The organism is Halioxenophilus sp. WMMB6, assembly GCF_033283405.1.
Classification (GTDB): domain Bacteria; phylum Pseudomonadota; class Gammaproteobacteria; order Pseudomonadales; family Cellvibrionaceae; genus Halioxenophilus.
Genome location: NZ_JAWMQR010000003.1, coordinates 101609 through 119613 on the forward strand (window position 1 = coordinate 101609; position 18005 = coordinate 119613).

19 protein-coding genes are annotated in these 18005 nt (G+C 50.9%); 1 reads left to right on the top strand and 18 read right to left on the bottom strand.

Going from position 1 to position 18005, the window contains the following annotated elements:
- Positions 1–138 precede the first annotated feature (138 nt).
- Positions 139–1047, top strand: a complete 909-nt coding sequence (locus SBL51_RS09415; protein ID WP_317930664.1) for a LysR family transcriptional regulator — start codon at positions 139–141, stop codon at positions 1045–1047.
- 68 nt (positions 1048–1115) lie between these two features.
- Here SBL51_RS09415 and SBL51_RS09420 read toward each other — a convergent pair whose 3' ends face one another.
- The 18 genes from SBL51_RS09420 to SBL51_RS09505 form a co-directional block, all read right to left on the bottom strand.
- A complete protein-coding gene (locus SBL51_RS09420) occupies positions 1116–1496 on the bottom strand; it encodes a 2Fe-2S iron-sulfur cluster-binding protein (RefSeq protein WP_317930665.1) in 381 nt (126 codons plus the stop codon).
- Between the two features lie 56 nt (positions 1497–1552).
- A complete protein-coding gene (locus SBL51_RS09425; RefSeq protein WP_317930666.1) occupies positions 1553–1972 on the bottom strand; it encodes a hypothetical protein in 420 nt (139 codons plus the stop codon).
- A gap of 39 nt (positions 1973–2011) precedes the next feature.
- On the bottom strand, positions 2012–2770 hold the full coding sequence (locus tag SBL51_RS09430) for an SDR family oxidoreductase (protein ID WP_317930667.1): 759 nt from the start codon (positions 2768–2770) through the stop codon (positions 2012–2014).
- Positions 2771–2785: 15 nt separating this feature from the next.
- On the bottom strand, positions 2786–3829 hold the full coding sequence (gene dmpG, locus SBL51_RS09435; RefSeq protein WP_317930668.1) for a 4-hydroxy-2-oxovalerate aldolase: 1044 nt from the start codon (positions 3827–3829) through the stop codon (positions 2786–2788).
- Between the two features lies 1 nt (position 3830).
- On the bottom strand, positions 3831–4745 hold the full coding sequence (locus tag SBL51_RS09440; protein WP_317930669.1) for an acetaldehyde dehydrogenase (acetylating): 915 nt from the start codon (positions 4743–4745) through the stop codon (positions 3831–3833).
- Between the two features lie 2 nt (positions 4746–4747).
- Positions 4748–4969, bottom strand: coding sequence for a tautomerase family protein (locus SBL51_RS09445; RefSeq protein ID WP_317930670.1), 222 nt, complete (start codon positions 4967–4969; stop codon positions 4748–4750).
- A 19-nt stretch (positions 4970–4988) separates the two neighbouring features.
- The gene (gene dmpH, locus SBL51_RS09450; protein ID WP_317930671.1) at positions 4989–5786 is read right to left on the bottom strand and encodes a 2-oxo-3-hexenedioate decarboxylase; all 798 of its coding nucleotides are present in this window, start codon (positions 5784–5786) and stop codon (positions 4989–4991) included.
- Positions 5783–6580 (bottom strand): 2-oxopent-4-enoate hydratase, encoded by a 798-nt coding sequence (gene dmpE / locus SBL51_RS09455; RefSeq protein ID WP_317930673.1) that lies wholly within the window; start codon positions 6578–6580, stop codon positions 5783–5785. Before dmpE ends, dmpH begins: the two co-directional genes overlap by 4 nt.
- A gap of 8 nt (positions 6581–6588) precedes the next feature.
- Positions 6589–8049 carry a 2-hydroxymuconic semialdehyde dehydrogenase gene (locus SBL51_RS09460; RefSeq protein WP_317930674.1) on the bottom strand — a complete coding sequence of 487 codons (1461 nt, stop codon included), beginning with the start codon at positions 8047–8049 and terminating at the stop codon, positions 6589–6591.
- 214 nt (positions 8050–8263) lie between these two features.
- Positions 8264–9325, bottom strand: coding sequence for a phenol 2-monooxygenase domain-containing protein (locus SBL51_RS09465; protein ID WP_317930675.1), 1062 nt, complete (start codon positions 9323–9325; stop codon positions 8264–8266).
- A gap of 11 nt (positions 9326–9336) precedes the next feature.
- A complete protein-coding gene (locus SBL51_RS09470; RefSeq protein WP_317930676.1) occupies positions 9337–9699 on the bottom strand; it encodes a phenol hydroxylase subunit P4 in 363 nt (120 codons plus the stop codon).
- A 120-nt stretch (positions 9700–9819) separates the two neighbouring features.
- On the bottom strand, positions 9820–11322 hold the full coding sequence (locus SBL51_RS09475; protein ID WP_317930677.1) for an aromatic/alkene/methane monooxygenase hydroxylase/oxygenase subunit alpha: 1503 nt from the start codon (positions 11320–11322) through the stop codon (positions 9820–9822).
- A gap of 11 nt (positions 11323–11333) precedes the next feature.
- Entirely contained in the window at positions 11334–11603 is a 270-nt protein-coding gene (locus tag SBL51_RS09480) for an MmoB/DmpM family protein (RefSeq protein WP_317930678.1), read from the bottom strand.
- A 9-nt stretch (positions 11604–11612) separates the two neighbouring features.
- On the bottom strand, positions 11613–12596 hold the full coding sequence (locus tag SBL51_RS09485) for an aromatic/alkene monooxygenase hydroxylase subunit beta (protein ID WP_317930679.1): 984 nt from the start codon (positions 12594–12596) through the stop codon (positions 11613–11615).
- A 59-nt stretch (positions 12597–12655) separates the two neighbouring features.
- On the bottom strand, positions 12656–12904 hold the full coding sequence (locus SBL51_RS09490) for a phenol hydroxylase subunit (RefSeq protein WP_317930680.1): 249 nt from the start codon (positions 12902–12904) through the stop codon (positions 12656–12658).
- Between the two features lie 88 nt (positions 12905–12992).
- Complete coding sequence (locus SBL51_RS09495) at positions 12993–13916, bottom strand: catechol 2,3-dioxygenase (protein ID WP_317931143.1); 924 nt, start codon at positions 13914–13916, stop codon at positions 12993–12995.
- A gap of 469 nt (positions 13917–14385) precedes the next feature.
- Positions 14386–16050 carry a sigma-54-dependent Fis family transcriptional regulator gene (locus tag SBL51_RS09500; protein WP_317930681.1) on the bottom strand — a complete coding sequence of 555 codons (1665 nt, stop codon included), beginning with the start codon at positions 16048–16050 and terminating at the stop codon, positions 14386–14388.
- A 153-nt stretch (positions 16051–16203) separates the two neighbouring features.
- On the bottom strand, positions 16204–17940 hold the full coding sequence (locus SBL51_RS09505; protein WP_317930682.1) for an acyl-CoA dehydrogenase: 1737 nt from the start codon (positions 17938–17940) through the stop codon (positions 16204–16206).
- Between the last annotated feature and the right edge of the window lie 65 nt (positions 17941–18005).

The window sequence follows — 18005 nt, forward strand, 5'->3', positions numbered from 1 at the left end:
GTTTAGAAAATCACGCGAAAATATCATCTCTCTGCGCTGACAAGAATTACTCTAATTCAGCTAGCCCATACCCATCCAATACATTTGACGCAAGGTTTCAATACCTTTAGAGTATTCAAGAAAAAAGAGAGCAGCTCCATGGATCTACGCAAGCTTCGTTATTTCATAACTGTTGCCGAAGAGGGTCACATAGGCCGCGCGGCGACGGCGCTCAACATCTCACAACCACCACTGACTCGGCAGATCCATCAACTGGAAGAGGAGCTGGGTGTTGAGCTGTTTAATAGAACACCTAAGGGAATGGAGATAACGGAAGCGGGCACTATCTTTCTGGAGGAGGCGCGAAATATTTTTTCGCTGGTGGAACAAGCTACCGAAAGAGCTCAACGAGCCGGCAGTGGCAGGCTGGGGAGGCTGGATGTCGCCATCTTTGGATCGGGCATACTCGACACAATCCCCAGAATATTACTCAGTTTTCGCAGTGATTATCCGGATGTAAAAATCGTTCTGCACTCAATGGGCAAAGGCGATCAGATAGAAGCGTTGCGCCAGCGCAGAATATCCGTGGCTTTTAACCGAATCATAATGCCGTTACCCGATATTAAATCCGAAGTTATTATTTCGGAAAACCTTCTGCTCGCGGTCAATACCAACTCTCCCCTATCGCAACAACAGAACGTTGATTTTGCCGAGTTGGATAAACACCCTCTCATCATTTACCCTTCCCGCGGGCAACCCAACTTTAAGGGCAAGCTGCTTAATCTATTTCACGAAGCCAAAATGTTTCCGACGATATCCCATGAAGTTGGCGATGCGGTTACTGGCGTCTCGTTAGTAGCGGGTGGTTTTGGGGTCTGTGTGGTGCCGGAATCCGCTGCTGCACTTAAATTAACCGGCGTGAAATATCTGCCCATCTCAAAAGCGCCAGCCGGCGCCAAGGTCGATTTAAGCTGTATCTATCGGGCAGACGACCAATCCCCCCTGCTCTTCTCTTTTTTGGAGAAGGTAAGGGAATTCTCTCGCAACGCCAAACGTGACAACGACTAGATTACTCTGCAAGTTTATCAATACCACTCCTAGCTAAATATTTTCAGCAATAAGAGCGTGTAACAGCATCAGGATAACCTAACCGTCGCCTTGCCAGCGGAGCTGTGATCCTGCAGCCCCATAGCGGCTTCCAGGCCGCCGAATTTGAATTTCATTTTACCAACCACCTGCAGCCGGATATCACTATCCGGAAAAACCCGACAGGCCAGCAGACACTCACTATCGATATCGTCATCACAGATATGGCAACTGCTCATCGGCTTACGGCGATAGACCCCCGATATAATCTGTACTTTGCAGATACCACAGCCACCGCCGCGACAGCCGGAGGGAATTCCCTTGCGCCCCAACCGGTAGAGGGCTGACAGTATCGACTCGTCGCTGCGACAACAGAAAGCCTCGTGCGCACCGCTGTCGATGTCAACAATGTAAATGGTGTGCTTTTCCAAGTCGTCAACTCCGCACTATTATTGTTATTACGTCGATGATTCAAGCAAAGGTAGAGTTAAGAGATCGCTTTCTGCCTTGCTTCTATCTCATCTTTTCTGATATCGGCTGCCGGGTAACCGGCGATACACCAATCCTCCGGGTCTACCTGCACACACCGACCTCGCACCACGGATTTATCGATCGACAATATCTCCGATAGAATCTCGGTAAAACTCATCATCAACTCCTGTCGCTGGGCTGGCGTACGGCCGCGCAACACGTAGGCCTCAAAAAAAGGGGCACCACTATCACCGGTGTGGAGCGATCTTCCCAACAGAGCCATTTCGTAGGGTTTATGGACAGTTATAAATGCCCGTACCCGCTCTATGGGGGCATCTAAGATACGCGCGTAGATCTGACAAGCGCTCTCAACCAGAAGCCGACAGCGCTCTTCGCTGGCTTCTGTTTGGCAAACATGAAAATGTACAATTGGCATAGGAACACCTCGTTGGTCGGTCAGGTCTGCCCCCTCAACTCAGGGCAGACCTTTGCGTCGGCCGGAATCGAGCATAAATGCGGATCCGGTCATGGCATCGGCTTGAGGTTCCAATAAAGTCGTTACCGCCCAAGCCACCTGCTCCGGTGTGGTAAAAGCGTCGAGACTGGATTCACTGCGCATCTCTGTTAATACCTGTTGCAGGCTCACACCGCGCTGCTCGGCCCGGGTGGCAGCTACCCGATGCAGGCGCTCGGTATCGGCCGGGCCGGGAATAATCGTATGGGCCGTAATTTGGCGGGCGCCATAGGCCAAGCTCAACTGTCGCACCACATTTACCAAGGCGGCATTGGCCACACCCGCCGATGCGGCATAAGCCGTTGGCTCGAGACCATAGTGGCCACCAATGGCGATTATTCGAGATCGCTGTGTAAATTGTGCATCCGCCGCCCGCACCAGGCGCAATAACCCGCCGACTTTAATATTAACCGCATCGACCATGGTCTCTGTCGGGGCGGTTAATATACCGCCGGCAACCCCCACGCCTGGCCCATGCACTACCGCCCGCACTGGACGATCTATGTTGCTTGCGATAGCAGCAATGGCGCGGTCATCGGCAATATCGGCAACACAGCCAATCAATTGCGATGACTCCGCCACCAGATCGCGCACAGCACTTTCGGTACGAGCCACGGCCATTACCGACAAGCCTTTATTCAAAAGGCTGGCAACAATTTTTTGACCGAAGTCCCCAGTCGCGCCGACAACGATCGCCAGCTCATTTTGAAAATTGGCCATACCGCTTACCTCAGCTTAAGCACCCACTGCCTTAAGCAAACCACGCTCCTTGGCCATGGTCATCGCGGTATCAAGAATCATATCTTCCTGACCACCGATCATCTTTTTGCGGCCCAACTCCACCAGAATATCCCGTGCCGGCACACCAAAGCGCTCGGAGGCGCGCTTCGCGTGCAGCAAAAAGGTGGAGTAGACACCAGCATAACCCAAGGTTAGAGATTCGCGATCAACCCGGACAATATGCTCCATCATCGGGAAGATAATATCCTCCGCGATATCCATAAGCTTAAACAGATTAATACCCGTCTCTATACCCATACGCTCCAAACAGGCGGTGAGTGACTCCAGCGGAGTATTGCCGGCACCGGCACCCAGGCCTCCGACCGAGCCATCAATTCTCGATGCCCCAGCTTGAATAGCGGCAATGGAGTTGGCGTTACCCATACCCAGGTTGTTATGGCCGTGAAAGCCGATTTCAGTTTCGGGCTTTAATACCGACTTCAACGCTACTACCCGTTCTGTTACATCCGTTGGCAACATGTAACCGGCAGAGTCGGTGATATAAACCGTATGGGCGCCGTAGGATTCCATTTTTTTGGCCTCTACAGCCAAACCCTCGGCACTGTTTAAATGGGCCATCATCAAAAAGCCGGAGGTATCCATGCCCAGCTCTCGCGCATAGGCAATATGTTGCGGCGAGGTGTCGGCTTCGGTGCAGTGGGTTGCCACGTGCACACTGCGCGCCCCTGCTTCGTAAGCCGCCTTTAGCTCTTTCATGGTACCGAGCCCCGGAATTAGTAACACCGAGACCTTGGCCTGTTTCATAAGTGGGGCAACAGCGGAGATGTACTCTTCGTTGGAGGCCAGTGCAAAGCCATGTTGTAGCGAATTACCCCCCAAGCCCGCACCGTGGGTCACCTGCAGAAAGGGCATTCCCGCCTCATCCAACGCCGTGGCAACCTTTACCATCTGCGCCACCGATATCTGCTCTTTTTTAGCGTGCATACCATCACGCAGACACATATCGTGCAGAATTACTTGTCGTTTTTGATCAGACATATCAGGCCACCTCAACCGGTTTTAACTCAATAGCGCCCGAGAGAATCTCCTCGGCGAACATCTCCGCCGTGCGCGTTGCGGACGCTGTCATAATGTCCAGATTGCCAGCGTAGGTGGGCAAGTAATCACCCAGGCCCGCCACCTCCATAAAGACCGACACCATATTGCCGTCGAAGTCCGGCCCATTCACCAACCGGTAACCCGGCACATAAACCTGGACCTTCTCGATCATATCCAATATCGATTTGGTAATGGCTTCTTGGTCGGGGGTGTCGCTGGTGCGGCAGTAGATGGTGTTCCGCATAATCATCGGTGGTTCAGCGGGATTGATAATAGCCAGTGCCTTACCTTTTTTTGCACCGCCCACTTTTTCAATGGCGTTAGAGGTGGTGTGGGTAAACTCATCCAGGTTGGCTCGGGTACCAGGCCCAATCGAGAGCGAGGCCAAACTGGCAACAATCTCGGCATACTCAACCTCTTGTATCTGCACCACGGCATTCACAATCGGAATAGTCGCCTGGCCGGCGCAAGAGATCATATTGACATTCATCTCCAATTTTTCAGCATGCTGCTTTAAATTCACCGGCGGCACACACAACGGGCCAATAGCCGCCGGTGTCAGATCAATCATCATTACGCCCAGCGCATTGAGCTTACGGCTGTTTTCGGCATGAACGTAGGCACTGGTGGCATCGAAGGCAATTTGAATTTCGTCTGCCAGCACGTGCGGCAATAGTCCATCAACGCCTTCGTGAGTGGTTTTCAAGCCCATCTCGCGGGCTCTCGCCAAGCCTTCGGATTCGGGGTCGATACCCACCATCCACACGGCCTCCAACACCGGACTGCGTTGGATTTTATAGATCAGATCAGTACCGATATTGCCCGATCCGATAAGAGCACATTTAATTTTTTTCATGGCTACTCATCTCCACTGGATTCGACTGCACGCAATTGATCGCTCGCTCGACCAGCTTTACCCGCTACGTAAAACTCATCTTTTGCATGCTCTGTGATTAGAATTCGGACCGTCTCCGGTGCCACACCCAGCGCCTCGGCGGCAGCGGAGGTGATGGCTTGGGCCGCCCTACCCTTGGCTTCGGTGGAGCGGCCCGCCAATAGATGCATTTCAATAATTGGCATTTTTAATTATTCTCCAATGTTATTCGCCAAAGCGAATCGATACAGAACCGAGGTGTTGGTAACGGGCGATGATATTATCCCCCGGCGCCACTGCCACAGCCGCAGTGATACCACCACTCATAACAAAGCTACCGGCCGGCAGGGTTTCGTTAAATTCAGACAAAATATTAACCAACAGCGCAACCGCTTCCGCCGGATCACCCAGCACCTCTGCGGCCGCACCCATCTGTACAATCTCGCCATTTTTCTCTAGCACCACACCAATGCTACGCAGTTCGATATCGTGTACGTTGCGGGGGCGGCCACCGCCGACGTAGCGGGCAGAGGAGCTGTTGTCGGCAATTACGCTGGCCAGGTCGAATTTAAATCCGTGAAAACGCGAGTCGATCACCTCAATGGCGGGCAGCACATAATCCGTCGCTTCCAGCACCTGTTCGGCGGTGCAGTTGGGCCCGGCCAGTGGATATCTGGTTACAAAGGCCACTTCACACTCCACCCGCGGGTGCACCAGATCAGCGACCGAGATAACGGTGTTTTCAGAGCGCGCCATTTTGTCGGTTAAGAAACCCACGGTGGGTACAGCAACACCCATCTGCTCCATTTTTGCCTTGGAGGTCAAGCCGGCCTTCCAACCCGTTAAGCGGTGGCCCTGTTGCAGAAAACGACGGCGCAATTCATTCTGCACCAAGTAAGCATCAGCGATGCTCATCTCGGGATACTCGTCGGTTAATTTCGGTATTGAGTAGGCTCGAGTCTGAGCCCCCTCCACCCGTTCACACAGGCGTACCACATCCTCGCGATTGAGTGTTGTGCTCATGCTCGACTCCTCCCGCTAAATTTAACCCGACAGGAACCCAAGCCCCCGACGGTACACACCAGCTCGTCACCATCGGTCACTTCCACCAACCGTGATTGGGAACCGGAAAGAATGATTTCCCCGGCTTTAAACGGCAGCCCTAAGCTACCCAGCGTATTGGCCAACCAGGCCACCGCATTGGCAGGCCCGCCCTGCACGGCCGCACCCACGCCGGTGCAACACAACTCGCCGTTTTTGTCCAAAACCATACCGGCCATGGTGATGTCAATTGAGCGCGGGTCGCCCTTGATATCCCCCAGCACAAAAACACCACAGGAAGCGTTATCGGCAACGGTATCCTCAATTTTGATTCTCCAATTATCGATGCGGGAATCGACAATTTCGAAACAGGGTGCAACATAGTCAGTGGCCCGAATGACGTCCATTGCAGTAATACCAGGCCCAACCAGATCCTCTTTTAAAACAAAAGCCAGCTCCGCTTCCGCTTTCGGTTGAATGAGGTTACTCAGGTCCAGTGTGCTGCCATTGGGAAAAATCATGGCGTCGGTCAGCTGACCAAAATCGGGTTGATAAACGCCCAGCATATCCTGCACCGCTTTACTGGTTACGCCGATCTTCTTGCCAATGATTTTTTCACCGGCGGCCAGTCGTCGTTCGGTGAAATAGAGTTGTGCCTGGTAGGCCTGCTCCAGGGTGATACCGCTATAGCTCTCTGTGAGTGGCGCTATCGTGGTACCAGATCGATAGGCGTCGTAGAGTCTTTCGCCAATCTCTTGAATCTGTTGCTGTTCCATAATTACCTCTACAACTTAATACAGACATTGCGAGTTTCGGTGTAAAACTCCAGTGAGTGCACACCGCCTTCGCGACCAATACCGGACTGCTTAGAACCGCCAAAGGGGGTGCGTAGATCCCGCAAAAACCAGCTGTTAATCCAGGTGATACCCACCTCAACCTGCTCGGCTAAACGGTGGGCGCGTGATAAATTTGTGGTCCAAATGGTGGTGGCCAAACCGTAGTTGGTATTGTTGGCCAGCGCGACCACTTCAGATTCGGAATCAAACGGCCGTATATGACAACAGGGGCCGAAGATCTCTTCGGTGCAAACTGCCGCATCGTCGGCAAGGCCGGTCCAAATGGTGGGCTGTACCCAATTACCCTCAGCCAGCTCTGGTGGCATATCGGGAATGCCGCCACCGGTCACCACGGTGGCACCTTCCTGCTCCGCTTTTTTGTAGTAGGAGAGCACCTTCTGTTGGTGCTCGCGACTAATCAATGGGCCAAAATTGGTGGCGTGATCCAGGGGCGAGCCGTACTTCACCGCTTCGGCTTTAGCTTTTAATGCCGATACGAATTTGTCGAATATGGGCCTCTCAACGTAGAGCCGCTCGGTACCCAAACAGACCTGCCCGGTGTTTAAGAAAGCACTGCGGAAGATCCCGTCAACGGCCTTGTCAAAATCGCAGTCGGCAAAAATAATCCCCGCATTTTTGCCACCCATCTCGAAGGAGACATCCCGCGTCCCTTCAGCGGCGGCTTTCATAATCGCGGTACCGGTACGGGTTTCGCCGGTAAAGGTAATGGCATCCACCTCCGGGTGCTCAGTAACGAAGGCGCCGGCGGAGTCGGGGCCAAAACCATTGACCACGTTATAAACACCGGCCGGCACACCCACTTTATTCATCACCTCACCCAACAGCGCCGCTGTTAATGGTGTCTCTTCCGAGGGTTTAACCACCACCGTATTGCCACAAGCGAGGGCGGGGCCAACCTTCCAGGTCATCAACATAAAGGGGGCATTCCAGGGCGAGATAACGCCAATCACCCCTTTCGGTACTCGCAGCGAATAGTTGAGCGCGCCCAGGCCATCCGGCGTTGCCATACGGAATGATTCGGAGGCTACATTTTTAATGACGTCGGCAAATATTTTAAAATTGGCGGCACCACGGGGAATAAACACATGCTTCATGACGTGCTCTGGCTGGCCGGTATCGGCCATCTCTGCCTCAACAAAATCATCAAAACGTCGCGTGATCTCGTCGGCAACCTCGTACAACATGGCCACACGCTGATCGGCCGACAACTGCCCCCACTCCCCTTTCAATGCCGCCCGAGCGGCCGCCACAGCCTGGTCGACATCGCTGCGATCCGCTTCGGCAATGGTGGCAATGACTTGGTTATTGATCGGTGAACGCTTGTCGAAGGTTCTGCCGGATTGGGATGGCTGAAAGCAACCCGCTATGAAATTATTTACTTCTCGCATTTGCTACGACCTTTATTATTTTGTCGTTTCAGATAGCACGCCGAAACGGCTGTAGACAGAGATAATGGCTGATGGGATTAGCTTAATTAACCAATCGAATACCATCTAATACTATTTTTTCGCCTTCCTCATACCTTTATAGTAATCAGAAACTGTAGTGCACAACCGACAGACCAGCAGGCATACACCTCCGCTCTTATGGCCAGACGCTCAATCAAATTCGTTTAAACAACGCCGATCTTGACTGCTCTTCGGCACCATCGGCGGCAGTAACAAACCGCTCCATATGAATATCGCGCTCAAACAGCCTGCCTTGCATCAGGCTGGTGATGGCGGCGTCGATCATGGGAGGGGGGCCGCACAAATAGGCTTTATGTTCACTAAACCGATTGTTGAAATGAGCCATGGCCGCTTCGTGAACAAAACCGGCAAACCCGGCCCAGTTATCCTCCGGTAGCGGTGCATTCAGGGCCGGCACATAACAGAAATTACTGTGTTTTTTGGCCAGTGATTCAAACAATTCCCGGTTGTAGAGCTCAGCCAGATTGCGAGCCCCCTGAAACAGGGTTATCTGTCGCTCACAGCCCTCTTCTAACAGATCTAAAATCATCGATTGCGGGCTCGACAAACCGGAACCACCAGCGATAAAGATAAGATCTTTTGGATCGGACTTGCGCACAAAGAATTGGCCGTAAGGGCCGGAGATCTGTAGTTGCTTACCCACCTGCAACTGCTGGTGCAGCCAACTGGTACCAGCCCCGTCCGGAACCAACCTCACGTGCAGCTCCAAGCGGGTGGGTTGGGATGGCGAGTTGGCGATAGAAAATGCCCGCGTTCCCTCGACACCAGGAATCGTGAGGTTGACGTATTGGCCAGCTTGAAATTGCATCGGACGATCCAGTTCGAAGACCAAACCTTTAATCGTGGGTGACAATTGATCTATAGCAATGGTGGTGGCGGTATAGTCTTCAACCGGGTAACCACAAAAATCGGGGTCGACATCGATATCCGCTTCAATCACCATGTCCGTTTCGGGCTTGGCACAGCAGGCCAGCAACTTGCCTTCATCGCGCTCCATATCCATCAGTGCGAAGGGTGATGCCTCGCCAACATCTGCCTCGCCTTCCAACACCTGAATTTTGCAGGTGGCACAGGTGCCGTGCCCGCAGGCAAATGGCAACCACACCCCCTGGCGCAAGGCCGCGTCGAGAATGGTCTGCCCCTCTTCCACAGTAATCACATCACCGGTGGGCTCGATAGTAACTTCGTAGCTCATGATCCTACCTGCTATATGCCAGCGGCACTAATGCCGGTTAATTCAGGAGTCTGTATACGCAGAAAAGACTTGTGGGTAATCCCCTGGTCGACTAACGTGCATTCCAGTTGCGGGGTAAACGGCTCACCGTTTAACAGCCAATGAACCTTCTGCCAATCAATGGCAGTCCACTCTGGGTGCTGATTAAATGCGTTGGGCATCACTTCATCGCGCAACGATCGAAAAGATATTGCTGGCGATACCATCAGTGTAAAGGGTGCAGCAAACAGCAGGTGTTTGTCCCAATTGACATAGACCAGCTGATTACCATGGAAATTTTCCTGCCGATCTTTAGCAGGGTATTTATAATCTTCGTAATAGGCTTTAACAGACACGTCGGCCTCCTTATCATTATTATTTATTTGTTATCTTTCTCCGGCCCGGCATTAATGTTAAACACCAGGCCGCTGAGCAGATAAACAACACATTGCCAGAGTGAAAATCAGCGATTTTATCTAGGCAACGCCCTTCCACTTCTTCCAGCGCTGCTCATCCGGCGAATTGACCATATCGAGGTTGTCCTCGCCCAAACTGAAGCGGTAGTACTCGGATAGGATCTCCTCCAGCCCAGGTCCGCCACAATTGCCTTGATATATTTGGTGAACCGGCAACCAGGATTGCACGTATTTCTCTGGCTCATCCTCAAAGATGTGCTGACAACCATCGGAACAGAAGTGGTAGTGATCACCTTCATACTCACTGCTTCTATGGCTGGTTAAGCTGGGATCATCCATATCGGTAAACAGCAACGGAATTTGACACGTGGTGCAGAGCATTGGCAGCGTGCCGTTGTAGAAGCGCTTGCCCTCTTGCTCCAGTTTGCGTGCGTACTCGTATCGAGGGCGGTAGTACTTATCAAAAGTATTCGGGTATTTTTCACTCAACCAATCGAGCTCATCGTCGGTAGGGATCCAGGTATGAAAACCTGCAACTTGGCCATAGGTATAAAAAGTCCACCAGGCCTGGTGTGACACATGCTCCTTTTCACGCTTGATCAGCTCCGCATACTCCGGCATTTTAATTCCGTAGCGAGCCAGATCTTTAAACAGTGAGCCACCCGCCTCTTCAAAATAGGTTTCCCATGCCTCCTGCCAACTCATAACCTTATTGGGTAGCATGTAATCCATCATCATGGCAACGATAGTGAGCAGTCGACTGCCCCGCCAAAACCACTTATCGATCCATTTCTGGATAATCGGCAGGTTATCTTCGTGCTGCTCAAGCAGGAATTTGATTACCTCCAAGCCCAGCGTCATATGCCTGGCCTCATCGGACTGCGCCGAAAAGCCAAAGGTAACCGTCGCCATATCCCCGTTGTAGGCCGCACCCGACATAAACGGCACGAATAGAAGGTTGGTTAGCACATATTCAAAACTGAAGCTGATCGCCACCAGAAATTCGAAGGGGCCGGCACTGCGCGCATCGTTGAAAAAAGACTTGGGAACAGAGAGGTACCACACCTTATCCTGCATGTGCGTCCACTCTTTGAAGCCATCAAAAAACTTGTTGTAATGGCTCATGGCGTGCACCTGAGTTTGCACATGGCGCAACTCATCAATCGACTGCATCTGGCAGGCGACGCGAGCGCCGACACCACCATACTGTCGACCCAGGTGAGCAAAGCCCTGATACGCCTGATACTCCTGAGGGGTAATACCCGTTAGAAACAACTTGATGGCATTAACATAACGGGGATCAGAGACATTTAAATGGCCGTTATTTTGTGCAAACACGTCAAAGATGGCGTAGAGCTTTTTTTCCTTTTCAGCCTGGTACTTCCAGTAGGCATCCATGGTCAAACGAAACGGATCTTCCCATTTGGACCAATCGGTAATTTTTATTCCCTCAAACTCTTCCAAGGGGAAAGCCGCTTTGCGGTCTGTGTAAGAGAACTCCCAGTCAAGATCCCGAGTCAGCAGCCGGTATTTATCTTTTATATTTAATTTTTTATTAGTCATCGTGCATTCCCCTAGTAATTCCAGGTTAAACTTAACTGTTCGTCATCTTCGTCGACGTTGCCGCCCAGAGTGACTAAATTAATATGTAACTCTTGGATATCCCAGCTTCGTCCGATTTTCTCCTCAACACTCTCACGCTTAATGACCAGTGAGTTCTCATTTTCAATACGGATCATGGCTGGTTGATGGATAATATTGACGTCGCCATTATCCTGCTCTATCGCCTCTACGATAAATCGAGAGTCATCGTTGTCTTGCAACACTAAATAGACCTTAGACATAGCCCCCTCCTAGCAAAGCCCCAGTTTAGTTAGTCGTTTATCCAGCTCAGCCAGGCAAAGGTTTAGCCCTTCACTACCCAGAATACTGTCAGCGATCGGTTGATAGGCTTCGGCCACTTTTGATCGCCAGAGCTCTGTCCAACTACGCAATAGTTGTGCGTTGCCATCCGATTCAGCCAGAGTAACTTTAACGACTGCGTCGACCCAGCGGTTGGAATCTTTTTCCCACTCGCGCATAAACTCGGTGAGCATACCAATGTCTTGCCCCCCCTGAGCCACCAACTGCTGATCAAATTGTCGATAGAAAAGCTCGGCGGCCAAGCCGTCCATCACCACGTTTTGCGCAATGAACAGTTCAAACCAATCTTTTACCACCAGCGTCGACTCACACAGCGCCCTTAAACCTTGCCACATTGGATCTTCCATCCAGGCCTGCTTAGCCTCAGCCAATGCCGAACCGGTATTGCCATCCAGCAGCAGGCCAATACGGGACAGATACTGCGCCATACCTAATCTATCCATACCGTTATAGAGAAAGGCCTGGGTTAATGTCGTACCGAAACCGTAGGCGCAACCAAACATATTATTTAGGTTGGCGGTGTGCTCCACGTGGCGCAGTGGTACCAAATACTTAATAACCCGGGACTTGATATCGTCCGTTAACAGCTCGGCCAAATTTCGCTTATCAAAAAAGCTATAATTGCCTTCAGCTATCTCCTGCATTTTTGCCCGCTGCTGAACATAGGCGCCATAGTAGTATTGGCGGGGATCTTTTAAGTCGTACCAATCGCGCATCACTATTTGCGTACGACTGGCATCCACCATTTCATGATCATGATCCCAGAGCGGACGATAGTGTTCATTGCCTTCTGGCTGAATATCATAGGTCGCTTCCTGATAACGGGTTGCCGCCTTTTCGCCAAAGCGTCTGCTGATATTGGCGAATGTCGCGCGCACCGGTTCTATCGAAGCCGTTTTAATTTCGATGGACATAGTGAGCCCTCTATTTTGTTATCTTTATCTATTTGCAATCGGGTAGTGATGTGTGTCGGTTAATCTGGCACAAGGTCACCAAAGCGCCACCGGTTTTCTGCCGCCTTAATCTCTACCACTTCGCGCTCAGACAACATCTGCACATTGTTTTTTTGGCAGAATTCAGCGAACGCGACCGAGGGTAGAATTAACTCGGCGTAGAGCGAAGGATCACCTATAGCAAAGTTGAACTCTACAAAGCGGCTGCTTCTGTGTGTGACGTGCACATATTTAGTCATATTGTCGGTTGGTAGCTGATCGATAGGCATAGGTATCCCCTGACGCTCTCCAATTAAGTGAACGCTCTAGCTGACCAGTAAAACTTTCTGGCCCGCAGAGCTCTACAAAACCAGCTGATTAGCTAACCACGGTTAGGAAAGTCTCATGTAACTTCCGCTGCGGGTAATCCAGCCCCTGACCAAAATTCTCTGCCGTCCAGGTGATGGGCTCATAATCGGGATAGGGTTGATAACCACCCATAAAGGTCTCGAAGCGGTTGCCGGAGGGATCCCAGGCGTAGATTGTGCAACCACGGGTAATGCCATGTCGGGTGGGACCGATATCGACAGCGACTTCATTCATCGACATGATGTCCCCCGCGCGTAGCACCTGTTCCCAGGTTTCCATCAAGAAAGAACAGTGGTGCAACTTACCTGGTTCTGGGTATTCAACAAACGCGATGTCGTGGACTTTATGCGAACAGGAGAGCCAGATAGCCATCTCTGTAGAGCCATCCTCACCCAGCACCCGCTCCACCAGATAGAAGCCAAGCACCTCTGTGAAGATCTTTTTGACCTGATCGATATTGGGGCCATAGAGGAGTGCATGATCAAAGCGTACTGGCGAGATACCTTTCTCTGAATCAGCACACCAGGGGCCAGGATTGGTTAACGACATACCATTACCAACCGAGGTCTTGGTTGCGAATAGCTCAAGCTCATGACCAGAAGGCAAGGTGAAACGGACCCGCTCACCGGTTTCAAGTAGGTCACCAGCAGGAATACGTCGGGTCTCAATACCGTAATCGTTTAAATCTTTCTCCAGAGTGTTAAGCGCATCTTCGTTTTGGACTTTGAAGCCGATAAAATCGATGCCCGCCTGATCACTCTCGCGGATAATGTAGCTATTGTGATCCCGCTCGTCCCAGCACTTAAAGTAGACACGGCCCTGATCATCGCGACCGGTCTCCACCAGACCCATAACATCACGGTAAAATTTAACGGACTCCTCCAGGTTAAGAACCCGGACTTGAGCGTGGCCTGGACGTAAAACACCAGTCATAGCCATATTGAATCTCCTTTGATTATTTTTTTTATGTACATTGTTATCCGGCAGAGCAGCCGGGCTTACCTTAAACAAGGCAAAGGCGAGACCAACATTTATAATTCGTTGTATTTATTGATATTTTTTATTTTCTGTTGTTTTTCCCCACTATTTATTTTACATATTTGTAAAGTCAAAAATGGTGAATGTACAAAGTTGTAAATAACATTGGTCACTAATAATTTACGACCCGATAATTTATTTACGTGAACATCTAGAATCACTTCGACCAAAGTCGAACAGACAGAAAATCATCGGAAATAAAAAGGGAAAGGGAAAGGGAAAATATTAAGAAACGGAAAAACGAGCAACACCTAAGAAACACACACCAATTAATTCACGGCAACCACCTCTGGTTGCAATCGTTATCAGGCAGTCATTTGCACACGGGTAAATCTATAGCCTCGACTTTTTCAACCATGACCTGCTAGGTATCCAACTTACTCATTTTATAGGCCACCTGCCTGCGACTTAGGCCTAGCAATCGGGCGGCTTCTGAAACATTACCGTTAGCACGCTTAAGGGCAATTTTTAACAACTTGTCTTCATGCTGTTTTAAATTCAGCTGATCATCAGGTAGCTGATCGTAGCGAACCTCAACACTCTCAAAGTGATCTTCGCTAACGGCCCCATCCGTTTTAACATTAGCCAACATCTTCCGTGCGGACTGTATTTTTAACTGTTCAATACCAATCCACCCATTTTCCGGCAGCAGTAATATGGCCCGTTCAATTACATTTTCCAGCTGACGAACATTACCTGGCCAATCGTACTGGGTTAGCTCCGCTATAGCTTCATCAGTCACACCGCAAACTTTTTTATCGTATACCGGCGCGTACTTTTCGATCATCGCTTTAATCAGCAGTTTGATATCCGATGCACGTTCTCTTAATGGTGGTATCTCCACAGGGTAGGCAGAGAGGCGATAGTAGAGGTCCGAACGAAACTTGCCCTCATCAATTAATTTGTTGAGATCAACATTGGTGGCCGCCACCAGGCGAACATTAACGGTACGGATTTTATTGTCGCCCAGCCGTTCAATTTCGCCGGTTTGCAACACTCTTAACAGCTTTACTTGAGCCGCCAGTGATAACTCACCTAACTCATCTAAAAAAAGTGTACCACCATCGGCCCGCTCAAACTTTCCGGGCCGTGATTCCTGGGCACCGGTAAAGGCACCACGGCTCACACCGAACAGCTCTGCCTCAATCAATTCACTGGGGATGGCACCACAGTTAATCGCAACAAACGGTTCATTGTTACGATCACTGTTATCGTGCAGCCAGCGCGCGAACACCTCTTTGCCAACACCCGTCTCACCTAAAATTAAAACGGAGATAGGCGCCTTGGCCGCCCGACTGAGAATATCAAAACACTGTTTAAAACCATGGGATTCACCCACCAGGTTGCCTTGTGTCGGCACCTCGGCGCGCTTGCCGCGCAGATGTTTTAGCTCATTTTCTAAATCGGCCAAGTCCCGGGTAACGCGCTCAGAGCGGAATAGATCAACGTAATTCTGATCATCCCAAGCTTCCGCGGGCCTGCCTTCTATGATGCAAACTTCATCGCCTTTACAGGCGCACTCAATCTCTTTAAAAACAATAAAGCGTTTAAAAAAACCGGTGGTATAACCAGAGGCATAACCCGCCATGGCCCAACAAGCCACCTCGTCACCAATACCATAATGACGAACATGCTGTTCGGCTTCGGCCGAATGTTGGCACTTGGCTCGACCGTAGAAAATACCCTGCTCCCAGTCGATATCGGCCTCAGTCACTTCGGCTTTGGTCAATCCTTCAAAGGCGTGCAGTTCGGGCCCCAATTTAAATACGTCAAAATTGTCACCCTCTTCATACATCTTGTAGGCCAGAGCGGAATCTTGCTGTCCGGAGATAAAGCCCATACGCAGAAACAATGCCTTTGCAGACTCTATCCCAAAGTTATCGATTATTGAGCGCCTGAGCTCGCCGAATGCGGCGGTATGTAGGAGGAACATGCGATTCTGCCCCAGCCAAATGTGCCCTCTGTCTATGTCAAAGCGCAGGCTGGAGCGTAGATTGAAATGGTCGATGAGACGCATTTTAGTCAACATTTTTGTTATTCTGGCGACTTATCTAGCTAATAATGTCGTCTAATCTATCGACTTCTACAAAATTGTCAAAGCCTTCTTAGCATCATTCAAATAAGGTATCGCAAAGTAACAAAAATGGTATCAACAGCGCTGTTGGCCAATAAACACTGCTGTTTATTTACAAATTTGTACACCGCTATTTTCCATACTGGAAAAATAGTCATCCCCCGCGCTAACACTGAACGCAAGAGCGTGAATTCGACTGAGCAGGTGATGGCAGTAGAATCCCGCCAACTGAACCCGATCTTTTAAATCAGCGCGGGCATCATTACTGTTGTCAAGCATTGTCTGCGCCTTTAGCGCACTGCGACAGAGTAGCCATCCGCCAATCAGGTAGCCCATTAACATTAAATAAGGCGTAGCAACGGCACCCAGTTTATGTAGATCACTCTGGGCAGCCACAATTTGTTCAGTTGCCTCTCTTGCAACTGCAGTGGCATTGGCCAGTGCTCGCCCCATGGCCGCCAGCGCCGGATTGTTGGCTAGAGCCGCAGCACTCTGTTCGATATCCGTCAACAGTAGCAGAGCGGTTTCACCACCCTCCAGCGCGACTTTCCGGCCAATCAAATCCATCGCCTGTATGCCAGTGGTACCCTCGTAGATAGTGAGAATACGGGCATCCCGATAATATTGGGCGACACCCGTCTCCTCAACAAACCCCATACCGCCGTGCACTTGAACAGCCAGGTAAGTGAGCTCCTGAGCCATCTCTGTAAGCCAACCTTTTGTAATCGGCGTAAGCAGCGCGAGGCGTTTGTGCAACAAAGGTTGCTCACTCTCCGACTCCGCCAAATCATCCTTGAGCGCGGCAACCCACAGCGACAGCGCACGCATGGCAGAGGTGGCCGATCGCATGATCAACAACATGCGCTGTACATCTGCGTGCTGATTGATTGCGATACTGTTACCCGCTTGATCGCTGCCCTGCTTACGCTCTTCGGCGTAACTCATGGCTGCTTGTAACGCTCGCTCCGAAATAGCGACACCCTGCGTGGCTACCTCTAAGCGAGCATGGTTCATCATGGTAAACATACAGGCCAAACCCTGGTGCTCCTCACCAATCAGGTAGCCCACAGCCCCCTCCTGTTCACCAAAATTCATGGTGCAGGTTGGCGAGCCATGAATGCCCATTTTATGTTCTATCGCTATACAGCTCAGGTCGTTCGCAATAGCGGGTTCGTTGTTGTCATTCGGCAACCACTTAGGCACTAAAAATAGCGAGAGGCCTTTAACCCCCGGTGGAGCATCACTTAAACGGGCTAACACCAGGTGGATGATATTACTGCTCATCGTATGGTCACCCCAGGTGATAAAAATCTTCTGGCCTTTAATTCGGTAGTGGTCACCATCGCGCTCGGCTCGGGTTTTGATTGCCGCCAGATCCGAACCCGCCTGGGGCTCGGTTAGATTCATCGTGCCACTCCACTCACCGCTAACCAATTTAGGCAGCCAGTATTGCTTGAGTTGTTCACTGCCGTGGTGACTAATTGCTGTGATAGCGCCTTGCGTCAACATTGGGCAGAGCGCCCAAGCCATGTTGGCACTGTGCCAAATTTCATTCACGGACGAAGCGATAAGCGCCGGCAACGCCTGGCCGCCAACGGCTTCCGGAAACGGCAAGCCCATCCAGCCCGCCTCAACGAACAGGCGATAAGCCTCGCTAAAGCCAGGCGCTACAACCACCTCTCCCCGCAACGAACAGCCCTGTTGATCACCAACACGATTAAGCTCGGCCAGCTCCTGTTCACCAAATCGTGCCGCCTCCTCCAAAACCAAACGGGCAGTATCAATATCAAATTCGCCTGCCTGAACGCCACTGTTTTCATTCCGGCTTTCTACAATTTCTTCCATTAAAAAAAGTACATCCTGCAGAGGATAGCGATAGCCTGACATTGATTATGCCTCTCGATTTTGCG